Origin of the sequence: Lacinutrix sp. (assembly GCF_023299985.1) — a bacterium.
Lineage (GTDB): Bacteria > Bacteroidota > Bacteroidia > Flavobacteriales > Flavobacteriaceae > Lacinutrix.
Window position 1 is genome coordinate 1 of record NZ_JALZVX010000066.1, and the last position, 11,577, is coordinate 11,577.

Below are 11,577 nucleotides of genomic sequence, written 5' to 3' on the forward strand. Positions count from 1 at the left end.
CAAAACATCGCATGAGATTATGGATTTTATACAATCTCTTAACGATGAAGGTAAAACCATATTAATGGTAACACACGAAGAAGACATTGCAAATATGTGTAAACGTATTGTACGCTTAAAAGATGGTGTTATTATGGAAGATGTATTTGTAAAACAAGATAGAGCTTCGCAATATGTTTGATAGAGACCTGTGGAGAGAAATTTTCCAAAGTATTAATATGAATAAAACCAGAAGTTTGCTTTCTGGCTTTACTGTGGCTTTTGCTATTTCTCTATTCGCTATTTTATTTGGCTTAGTTAACGGTTTGGTTAATACTTTTGATACTGCATTTTCTGATGATGCCTCAAATTCTATATTTATACAATCTGGTAGAACTTCTAAAGCTAGTAATGGTTTGCAGGCGGGAAGACAAATTCAATTTAAAAATGAAGATAAGAAATGGATAGAAAAGGAATTTGGAGATAAAGTACAATACATAACATCTAGAATTTATTTAAATGTTACTGCAACATTTAGAAATGAAAAAAGTAATTATAGTATTCGTGCTGTTAATCCAGACCACCAATATCTTGAGAATACTAAAGTAACTTATGGACGTTATGTAAACGAATCTGATATTAAAAACAAAACTAAAGTTGTTGTTATTGGTCGTTTAGTAGAAGAAGATTTGTTTTTAAAAACTACAGCTATAGGTAAATATATTAATCTAAATGGTATTCAATACAAAGTGGTAGGTGTTTTTAATGATGATGGAGGCGATAACGAAGAGCGACTAATTTACATGCCAGTAAGTACTGCACAACAAATTTATGGAAATAACGACCATATCGACCAGATAAATTTAACCTATAATCCAGAGATGAGTTTTGATGCAGCTATAGGTTTTAGTACTATACTTACAAAAAAACTTAAAGACAGGTTTATGGTGTCGCAAAACGATCAACGTGCTATTCGTGTTAGAAATCTAGCAAACGAATCTAAAGCAATAAACCAAATGACAGGTGGATTAGGTGTCATGGTTTTATTTATTGGCTTTGGAACACTAATAGCAGGTATTGTGGGTATTAGTAACATGATGATTTTTATTGTTAAAGAACGAACTAAAGAAATAGGTATTCGTAAAGCTTTAGGTGCATCTCCAAAATCTATTGTTTCAATTATTTTACTAGAGTCTATATTAATAACAATTATTGCTGGTTTAATTGGATTAATAGTTGGTATGGGAGTTGTAGAGCTCTCTGGTCCATTATTAGAAAAATACTTTATAAAAGATCCTTCGGTAAGTTTAAATATAGTAGTTAGTGCATTATTTACGCTAATTCTAGCAGGAGCAATTGCTGGCTATTTACCAGCAAAAAAGGCATCAAGAATAAAACCTATTGTAGCACTAAGAGACGATTAATTATGCAATTTTTATTTGAAAGAGATACTTGGCAAGAAGTCTACGATAGTTTAACAAAAAACAAACTACGTTCGGCATTAACTATGGTTGGTGTTTGGTGGGGAATTTTGTTGCTTATTGGCTTATTAGGTTCTGCAAGAGGTTTAGAGAACTCATTTAATAGATTGTTTGGTAGTTTTGCTACTAATAGTGTGTTTGTCTGGGCACAAAACACTAGTAAGCCATTTAAAGGTTTTCAAGAAGGTAGAGCTGTACAGCTAAAAATTAGCGATGCTAAAAAGATAGAAGAAAATGTAGATGGTATTGAGTTTGTGGTGCCAAGAAATCAAAGTTCTGCTTTAGTTGTTCATAATTTTTTGTCTGGAAGTTTTGGAGTTAATGGTGATTATCCATTACTAGATCAGGTTCAGAAAAAGAAAATGATTCAAGGTCGCTTTATCAATCAAACAGATATCGATGAGAATAGAAAAGTGGTTGTAATTTCAGAAGAAATATATAAACAACTTTTTGAAAAAGATGCAGAAATGATTGGCGAATACATACAGCTTAATAGTATGAATTTTAAAGTTATTGGCATGTTTGAAACTGGGAATGCTAACATGGGACCATCAAGCGATATGCATATTCCATTTACCACCTTTCAACAAATTTACAATATGGGAGGAAAAATTGGTTGGATGATGATTACCGGAAAGCCAGAATACGATATCTCTCAAATAGAAGCAGATGCTAAACTTCTTTTAAGAAATTTAAATAAAGTGCACCCAGAAGATAAACGTGCCTTTGGTAGTTTTAACCTAGGAAAAGAGTTTGCTAAAGTTACTGGTTTTTTAACAGGAATGCAGTTTTTAACATGGTTTGTAGGTATAGCAACACTTATTGCAGGTGTGTTTGCTATTGGTAACATTCTACTAATAACAGTAAAAGAAAGAACTAAGGAAATTGGTGTACGTCGCGCACTTGGTGCAACACCATTCGAAATAAAAAGACAAATTGTTTTAGAGGCAGTATTTATAACTATTCTTGCAGGTTTATTTGGTATTATATCTGGAGGATGGATATTAATAGCGCTAGATAGTGCCTTTGGTCAAGGTGCAGAAGCTGTAATAGTAAATGCGTCAGTATCTATAACAGTAGTATTTGTTGCACTTTTAATATTAGTAGTTTTAGGAACACTAATTGGTTTAATACCAGCATTTAAAGCTACTAGTATAAAACCAATAGATGCCTTAAGAGAAGAGTAGATAATCATCAATCAAAATAAAAAGAAAAGCGATAGCTTTAAAACCAACTGACAAAAATTAAATTTAAAAATGAAAAAAGCATTAAAAATCATCGTAATAGTGGCATTAGTTTTTGCCTTACTTTGGGTACTTAAGTACTTTAAAGATTCTAATTCAAAATCTGTTGAAGATTTTAAAACAGCACAACCATTTTACACCTCTATAAACACTAAAACGGTTGCTACAGGAAAACTTAATCCTGAAGAAGAAATTGAATTAAAACCTCAAATTGCTGGAATTATAGACAAAATCTTAGTAGAAGAAGGAGATATTGTTAAAAAAGGTGATGTTATTGCTAAAATTAGAGTAGTACCAAACGAACAAAGTTTAGTAGGTGCAAACGGGCAAATAGCAAGTGCTAAATTGGGTTACAATAACTCTAAAACTATTTACGACAGAAATAAATCTTTATTTGATAAAGGCGTAATTTCTAGACAAGATTTCGAGAATAGTGAGCTAGCTTTAAACCAATCTAACGAGACGTTAAGGCAAGCACAAAATAACTACCAAATTATAAAAAGAGGTTCAATTTCTGGAGGAGGTTCTGCAAATACAAATATTACAGCACTTATTCCTGGAACTATTTTAGAGATTCCTGTTCGTGAAGGCGATCAAGTAATTGCTAGTAATAACTTTAACGATGGAACTACTATTGCATTTATTGCAGACATGAGTAAAATGATTTTTGAAGGTAAAGTAGATGAAGCTGAAGTAGGTAAACTTGAAGAAGGAAAAGACATTAAGGTTATTTTAGGAGCTATTGGAGAAAAAGAGTTTCCATCAAAATTAACTTTTGTTGCACCAAAAGGAAAAGAAGAAAATGGCGCTGTACAATTTACCATTAAAGCAGATGTAGAAGTAGAGCCATCTACAAAAATTAGAGCAGGTTATAGTGCAAATGCAGAGATTGAAATGGAGTCTAAAGATAGCGTATTGGTTATCAAGGAATCTTTACTTCAATTTAATAGAATTACAGAAAAACCTTTCATTGAAATTGAAAAAGGTGAAGGTAAGTTTGAAAAGCAAAATGTAATATTAGGTCTTTCAGATGGAATAAACGTAGAAATTACAGATGGTGTTGAAGAAAGTGATAAAATCAAGGTTTGGAATAAAGCCTCTAAAGAAGATAACGATGATGAAGATTAATAAAAAAAACATTTTAGTAACTGCATGCTTTGTATTTGTTGGTTTTTCAACTTATGCACAAGATAATACATGGTCGCTTAAAGCAAGTGTAAATCATGCTTTAGAAAATAATATTTCTATACTTCAAGTTAAAAACACATTATTAACTAACGAGCAAGATATTATCGCTGCCAAAGGTCAGTTTTTACCTTCTGCAAATGCAGGAATAGGAACAGGTCTTGGTCTTGGTTCTGGTTTCGATCCAGTATCTAACCAGCGTATTAATAACGAGGTAACTTATTCTGCTAATTATAATATTGGCGCAAACTATACCGTTTTTAATGGCTTTAGGAGAATGAATCTATACAAGCAATCGCAACTTAATTTAGAGACTAACCAACTTGAATTGGCAAGAATACAAGACGATATTTCTTTAAATGTTGTAAATTCTTATTTAAATATCTTATTTAATAAAGAGAATTTAGAAACGGCTAATGCACAATATAAATTTTCCCAAAAACAACTAAATCAAGTCCAAGAATTGGTAGATGCAGGAGTACAGCCTCAGGCTAATATTTATGACGCGCAAGCAACATTAAGTCGCGATTTACAAAGCGTTACCGTAGCAGAAAATAATTACGAATTATCTTTATTAACACTATCGCAAATATTACAAGTACCATTTAAAGGTTTTGAAATTGAAGCTGTGGATATAGATAATCCTTCTGCAGAATTACTTTATAACGACGTAACTCCAATTTTAGATTATGCACTTGCTAATAGAAATGAAATAAAAGTAGCCGAAAAGAATATTGAAAATTCTAAATTAGGAACAGAAATATCTAAAAGTGGTTATTATCCTAGTGTAACTGCTAGTTATGGATTAAGTTCTGTATGGAGTGAACGTGATAATGACTTCTTTAAACAATCATTTTTTAACGAAATAGATTCTAACAAAGGACACAATTTTAGATTGAGTGTTAACGTACCTATTTTTTCTCAATACCAAAACAAAACCGCAGTAGCAAAATCTCAAATTCAAGAACAGAATGCATTGTTAGGATTAGAGCAAGCAAAACTAAATCTTGAAGCAAATATACAACGTGCATTTACAGATGCAAAATCTGCATTAAGAGCATACGAAGCTGCAAAAGTCTCTTTAGAGTCTCAACAATTAGCATTTGGAAATTCAGAAGAACGTTACAACATTGGTGTTATGAATGCTTTCGATTTAGAGCAATCACGATTGCGATTAGTAAATGCGGAAGCATCTTTAATTAACGCTAAATACGATTTTGTTTTTAAAACAAAAGTGTTAGACTTCTATCTTGGAAAACCTATAACACAATAAATAAACTTTGGCTTTAATATTAAATATAGAAACCGCAACAACAAATTGCTCTGTCTCACTATCTATAGATGGTGAGACTTTGCTTTTAAAAGAAGATTATAGTAGTAACTACTCTCATGCAGAGCGTTTACATGTTTTTATAGATGAAACGCTTCGCGAAGCAAAAATAGAGCGCTCTCAACTAGATGCTATTGCAGTTAGTAAAGGTCCAGGTTCTTACACAGGTTTACGTATTGGTGTTTCGGCAGCAAAAGGGCTATGTTATGCCTTGGATATACCTTTAATTTCTATTTCTACTTTAGAAGCATTAGCGCATCAAGTTAAAGCCGAAAGCGGTGTAATTGTACCAATGCTAGATGCTAGACGCATGGAAGTGTACTCGGCTATTTTTTCTTCAGAATTAAAACAAATAAGAAAAATTGAAGCTCAAATTTTAGACAAAACTTCTTTTACTGAAGAGTTAGTAAACGGTAAAGTGTATTTTGTTGGAAATGGAGTAGAGAAAACAAAAACACTTATAAACCACGACAACGCTGTTTTTGTAGAAGATAAACTACCATCTGCAAACCAAATGAGTGCATTGGCAAATTTGAAGTATAAAAAAAGCGACACCGAAGATGTCGCTTATTTTGAACCGTATTACCTTAAAGATTTTGTTGCTTTAAAACCAAAACCTAAAAGTTAATTATCCTTCTTTTTGTATTTCAACTGCATGAGGATAAGGTATCTCTATACCTGCAGTATCTAGTGCGATTTTACAATTCTCTATAGTGCCAAAATAGACATCCCAATATTCTGCAACTCTAACATAAGGTCTAACAGCAAAATCTACAGAACTGTCTCCAAGATTAGCAACGTTTACAGAAGGAGCAGGATCTTTTAATACTTTAGGATTAGAAGTTAAAACAGTCATTAATACTTCTTTTGTTTGTTTATTGTCTGCATAATAACTTACTCCAATTGTTAAGTCAACACGTAACTTGCCTTCTGTTGAGTAATATTACCATTAGATAGTGTTCCGTTTGGTATAATAACTTATTTATTTGTTGGTGTTATAATTTTGGCGGTAAAATTTCAATCTCCTTTACAACACCTAACTCACCTTGCGCTTCAATTAAATCACCAATTTTAAAGGATATAAAAATTAAAAGCAAAACACCACCAGCAAAATTACCTAAATACCCTTGTAGAGCTAAACCAATAGCTAGACCTGCTGCTGCTATAATAGCAGCAAATATGTTGTAGGAATACCTAGAGTTCCTAATATTGTAATAGTTAAAAGTATTTTTAAAATCTAACCTATTAAGTTTAATAAGAATTTTTGAAGACTTTCATTATAGTTCTTTTTTGTCATTAATTTTTTAATAACCCAAGACCCAATGATCCATATAATTATGACACTAATGATTTTTAAACCGAAGTCAGATGTAAAGTCAATGCCTTTGTCAATCCATTTTTGTACTTCCATAGCGTGTTTTAATAGTTAAATTAGTAGAGTGTAAAGATTTAATGATTTTATTGAAGATCACTAATTAACCTATAAAATGTAATCTTTGATCGACAATATGGTTTTTTTAGTTATATCGTTCTAATAAGTATTCTTATTAAAATAAAGTATAGAATCTTAGGTACAGATTGTTTAATAAATAGTTTTATTTTATTTGTAGAATAAGCTTCATATATTCCAACTGTAATGATGTATAATAAGAAAAATTTACTAGAACTATTCTTTTCTATGAGAAAGAAAAGCACTAATCCTTATGCTAAAAAAATCATTATAGAAGCCTTGTTTTACTGCTGATTTTTTTACGAAAGCTTCACCTTTAACTCCAAAATTTTTTCATGTTCTTTGTTGTGTCCATAAAAACATTTCAAGAGTTAAAAGTAGAAATGTTAGAATGTTAAGAAAGCTAAGATTAACACCTTATCGTTAGTTGTTATTTATTTTATCTATTGCTTCTTTTACTTCTTTAACAGGTAATTTACAGGCTTTATTTATACAAACATAGATTAGAGTTTCATTTTCAACATATCTATTTTTTAGTAATGGTAGTAGGCTTTCGTCTTTACTGCCAACGCTAATTTTATTAGGAATATATTTTGCGTTTAATACTTCAGTTTTATTTTTATAGTCTTCGCCAACAATAGCTATTTCGTAAAAAGGTTCTGTGTAATTAAGCATTAAATCTAACCAATTAGAATAGCCTGAGGCATACTCCTTAATTTCAGGTTTTACATTATTAAGCATTGTTGTAGCTGTGCTTAGGTAGTATTCATTATCAAAATAATGAGATAACTTAAACAAGTTTTTAGCAAATACTGAGTTACTTGCAGGAATAACATTATCGCGATACTCAATAATTTTAGTTACAAGATTTTCATCTTTATTCGAAGTGAAAAAGAACATTTTATTTGTGTCGTTAAAAAAAGTATCAAAGCAATAATCGGTTAACGCTTTTGCCGTATTAAGCCATTTTTGATCTAATGTAACTTCATATAAAGTAATAAAAGCATCAACAGTTGTTGCATAATCTTCTAAAAAACCATTAATACTAGATTTCCCGTTTTTGTAGTTATGATACAAGCTACCATCTTCTTTTAATTGATTGTTTAATATGAATTGCCCATTTTTTATAGCAACATCAAGATATTTTTTATCTTTAATTACACGATAAGCATCAATATAACCTTTAAGCATTAAAGCGTTCCAAGAGGTTAGAACTTTACCGTCTAAACGAGGTCGTTCTCTTTTATCTCTTTCATTTAATAAAAGTAATTGCCATTTCGCTTTCTTTGTTTTTAAAATTTCAAGCGAAATATTTTCTTTTTTAACGAAGTTTTCATCAGTTTCATTTCTAATTAAAACATAATTTTTATGTTCCCAAAACCCATAATTATTAACGTTGTAATACTTTGAAAACAAATCGAAATCTTCCTTTAAAATGTACTCTAAGTTATCTTTTGTCCATACATAAAAAGCACCTTCTTCAAGTTTATTAGATTCTGTAAGGCTATCTGCATCTAACGAAGAATAAAACGAACCATTAGTGTCTGTAAGTTCTCTGTCTATAAATTTTAGAGTTTCAATAACAACTTCTTTGTATAATTCGCTTTTAGTTAATGAGTAGGCATCAGCATATAAACTAACCAATTGTCCATTATCGTAAAGCATTTTTTCAAAATGTGGTACATGCCATTTATCGTCTACAGAATAGCGAGAAAATCCACCTCCAATTTGATCGTAAATACCGCCAAAAGCCATGTTTTTTAATGTGTTTTCAACAAATTTTGCAATATCTTCTTTTTTATTTTGAAATGCATAGCGCATTAAAAAGTGATAATTATTAGGCATCATAAATTTTGGTGCACGATTCATGCCTCCTTTTCTGTTATCAAAATGTTTCGCCCAGTTTTCTACAGACTCATTAATAAAACTGGTTTTAAATTCAGGAGCTTCAGTGTTTACAGAAACAACATCTACAGATTTCATGCCTTGCTCGAGTTTTGTAGCATATTCTTCTAGTTTTTCTGGTTGTGTTTCGTATAATTCAGAAATTTGAGTAAGCGCACTAATCCATTGTTTTTTTTTAAAATACGTTCCTCCCCAAACAGGTCTTCCATCTGTTAGTGCAATAACATTCATTGGCCAACCACCTTGACCAGTCATGAGTTGTACAGCATTCATATAAACTTGATCAATGTCTGGTCGTTCTTCACGATCAATTTTAATATTAATAAAACTGCTGTTCATTAGTTTGGCAACAGTTTCGTCTTCAAAACTTTCGTGCTCCATTACGTGGCACCAATGGCATGCAGAGTAGCCAACACTTATAATAATAAGTTTATTAAATGTTTTTGCTTGTTTTAAAATATTAGGATTCCAAGCTTCCCAATTTACTGGATTATGAGCATGTTGTAATAAGTATGGACTTGTTTCGTTAATTAAATTATTAGTGTATTTGTGAGTCAAAGTATCTTTTTTTTTTGCGCGTAACAAGTGGTTAATAAAAAAGCAAATAGTAATGTTAATAGTTTCATCTTAATTGATGTGAATTAACTAATGTATAAATATTTTTTACATTAAATTTTAAAAAAGGTAGGAATAATTTATTAATGATTGTTATATAAATATAACAATCAAGTTATGTAATAGTATTACGATACAGATGAAAGTACAATTTCAAGGTTGTATGACCTCTTAAGTGCTGTGTAAGTTCAGTATTTATTAGTAATATTGTATGCATAAATATAAAGTAAAAAAATAACCATAATGAAGTATTTAAAGATAACCTTAATTCTGTTTTTTTGTTCATCACCTCTTTTTGCTCAAGATATTTTGATGCAAAACGGAACTTTTAATCAATGCTCAGGTACTCTTTTCGATTCAGGTGGTGGTTCTGCTAATTATTCAAGTAATGAGAATTTTGTATTAACTATTTGTCCAGATGGTCCAGATCAGTTTATACAATTAGACTTCTCTGTTTTTGGTACGCAACCAAATACAGATACCCTCACAATATACGATGGAGTCGATACTACAGCTACTGTTATTGGAGTTTTTTCAGGTTCTGGAGCTGGAACTACAAGTAATCCTCAAATAATTTCTGCAGCAACAACAAGTGCAACTGGCTGTCTTACTTTAGAGTTTGTTAGTGATGTTGCAGGTAACACTTTTGGTTGGGCTGCAGATATTTCTTGTTTACAATCCTGTCAAACTATAACGCCAACAATAGATACCACTAATCCAGCGGCAAATGTAGCAGGAGTAATACAAGTGCCTGTTGGAGGTACTGTGAATTTTGATGGTAGTGCAGTGTTTTCTGAAGACGAAACAGGAGCAACTTATTCATGGAATTTTGGAACAGGAGCAGCTTCTCAAACTGGTCAATCTGTAAGTAATCAATATAATAATATTGGCACTTTTACTACAACATTTACTGTAACAGATGATAATCCTACAGGATGTTCCGAATTTATCACTATTATTGTTGAAGTTTTAACGCCATATATCGATGTAGATATAACAAATTTTACAGACCAACAATTAGTAGAAGATGTTTTAATAGATAGTCCATGTGCTGTAGTGTCAAATATAATTTCTAGTACTGGAGACGATTTTGGATCTGTTAGTGGTATTGGGTCTTTTACAGCTCTTCAAGGCGCTTTCGCTTTTGAAGCAGGAATAATACTATCATCTGGAAGCGCATTAGATGCTGAAGGTCCAGAATCTGGTACTCAAAGTGGCGGTGGCGGTGGATGGCCAGGAGACGCAGATTTAGAAGCAGAGTTAGGCGATGGAACTAATACTAATAATGCATCATTTATTCAATTCGATTTTGTACCAATAGCTAATAGTATTAGTTTTGATTTTGTTTTTGCTTCTGAAGAATATGGTACTTTTCAATGTGGCTTTACAGATGCGTTTGCTTTCTTATTAACAGATCAGGTTACTGGTATAACCACAAACCTTGCTTTAGTTCCCGGTACAACAGATATTGTTACTGTTTTTACCGTTAGAGATACTATGTGGAATAATAATTGTCCATCAGCTAATCCTGCTTTTTTTGATTCTTATTATGGAGCAGGAGGTTTACCAGCTATTAATAATCCTACAAATTTTTTAGGTTATACTGTGGCAATGACAGCCTTCTCTAATGTAACAGCTAATAATCCTTACACTATAAAATTAGTAGTTGCAGATGCCCTAGACTCAGCTTTTGATGCAGCTGTATTTCTTGGAGCAGGCTCATTTAATTTAGGAGGAGAATTAGGAGATGATATTACTATTAATGCTGGTACTGCCAAATGTCAAGGTTCATCTCTGGTATTAGATACAAACATTCCTTCTGCGACACATACTTGGTTTCTAGATGGTGTAGTTATCCCAAACGAAACAGGATCTACTATTAGTGTAACGCAAGATGGAAATTATTCTGTAGATATTGTTTTCTCTGCTACGTGTCAAACTTCAGACACAATTTTTATTGAATTTATACAAGGCGCAACAATTCAGGTAGTTAATGATTTAACTGAATGTAATAATGGGAATGGCACAGTAATTTTTGATTTAACCGAAAACGAAACTTCCGCAATTGGAACTCAAGATCCAACTACTGTGATGGTTACTTTTCATACTTCCCAGAACGATGCCGATATGGATATTAATCCAATTGCAAATCCAAACACTTATAATGGTACAGACGGAGAGCAGATATGGATTAGAATAGAGGATGTTGACTCAGGAACGTGTTTTGCTACTGATTCATTTTTATTACAATATTTAAACATTGTTTTAAATCCAGTACCAAATATCGAACTTTGTGATGATGCGTCAAATGATGGTACTGAGCCTTTTGATTTAGAATCTCAAAATTTAATTATTTTAGGAACACAACTTGCTTCAGATTATACAGTT

General features: G+C 31.7%; 7 protein-coding genes and 2 pseudogenes. 7 read left to right on the top strand and 2 right to left on the bottom strand.

Going from position 1 to position 11,577, the window contains the following annotated elements:
* The 6 genes and pseudogenes from Q0C58_RS03405 to tsaB all read left to right on the top strand — a co-directional run.
* Positions 1-181 (top strand): annotated as a pseudogene (locus Q0C58_RS03405) (macrolide ABC transporter ATP-binding protein); the annotation flags it as partial.
* Positions 174-1,403, top strand: a complete 1,230-nt coding sequence (locus Q0C58_RS03410) for an ABC transporter permease (RefSeq protein WP_290697529.1) — start codon at positions 174-176, stop codon at positions 1,401-1,403. The pseudogene Q0C58_RS03405 and the gene Q0C58_RS03410, both read left to right, overlap by 8 nt.
* Positions 1,404-1,405: 2 nt before the next feature.
* Complete coding sequence (locus tag Q0C58_RS03415) at positions 1,406-2,647, top strand: ABC transporter permease (RefSeq protein ID WP_290697531.1); 1,242 nt, start codon at positions 1,406-1,408, stop codon at positions 2,645-2,647.
* Between the two features lie 69 nt (positions 2,648-2,716).
* Positions 2,717-3,832, top strand: coding sequence for an efflux RND transporter periplasmic adaptor subunit (locus tag Q0C58_RS03420; protein ID WP_290697534.1), 1,116 nt, complete (start codon positions 2,717-2,719; stop codon positions 3,830-3,832).
* The gene (locus tag Q0C58_RS03425; RefSeq protein WP_290697536.1) at positions 3,819-5,162 is read left to right on the top strand and encodes a TolC family protein; all 1,344 of its coding nucleotides are present in this window, start codon (positions 3,819-3,821) and stop codon (positions 5,160-5,162) included. The genes Q0C58_RS03420 and Q0C58_RS03425 overlap by 14 nt, the downstream gene beginning before the upstream one ends.
* Before the next feature lie 7 nt (positions 5,163-5,169).
* The gene (gene tsaB / locus Q0C58_RS03430; RefSeq protein WP_290697538.1) at positions 5,170-5,847 is read left to right on the top strand and encodes a tRNA (adenosine(37)-N6)-threonylcarbamoyltransferase complex dimerization subunit type 1 TsaB; all 678 of its coding nucleotides are present in this window, start codon (positions 5,170-5,172) and stop codon (positions 5,845-5,847) included.
* Here tsaB and Q0C58_RS03435 read toward each other — a convergent pair.
* Positions 5,848-6,630, bottom strand: a pseudogene (locus tag Q0C58_RS03435) (mechanosensitive ion channel domain-containing protein).
* Between the two features lie 462 nt (positions 6,631-7,092).
* Positions 7,093-9,132, bottom strand: coding sequence for a thioredoxin domain-containing protein (locus Q0C58_RS03440; RefSeq protein WP_290697540.1), 2,040 nt, complete (start codon positions 9,130-9,132; stop codon positions 7,093-7,095).
* A 300-nt stretch (positions 9,133-9,432) separates the two neighbouring features.
* On the opposite strand from Q0C58_RS03440, the gene Q0C58_RS03445 reads away from it, so the two are divergent.
* A partial coding sequence (locus Q0C58_RS03445; RefSeq protein ID WP_290697542.1) for a choice-of-anchor L domain-containing protein occupies positions 9,433-11,577 on the top strand: 2,145 nt, incomplete at its 3' end.

What these genes read in the sequence shown, in the direction of transcription:
- Q0C58_RS03410 (WP_290697529.1), top strand. Translation starts at nt 174, where the DNA reads ATGTTTGATAGAGACCTGTGGAGAGAAATTTTCCAAAGTATTAATATG.
- Q0C58_RS03415 (WP_290697531.1), top strand. Translation starts at nt 1,406, where the DNA reads ATGCAATTTTTATTTGAAAGAGATACTTGGCAAGAAGTCTACGATAGT.
- Q0C58_RS03420 (WP_290697534.1), top strand. Translation starts at nt 2,717, where the DNA reads ATGAAAAAAGCATTAAAAATCATCGTAATAGTGGCATTAGTTTTTGCC.
- Q0C58_RS03425 (WP_290697536.1), top strand. Translation starts at nt 3,819, where the DNA reads ATGATGAAGATTAATAAAAAAAACATTTTAGTAACTGCATGCTTTGTA.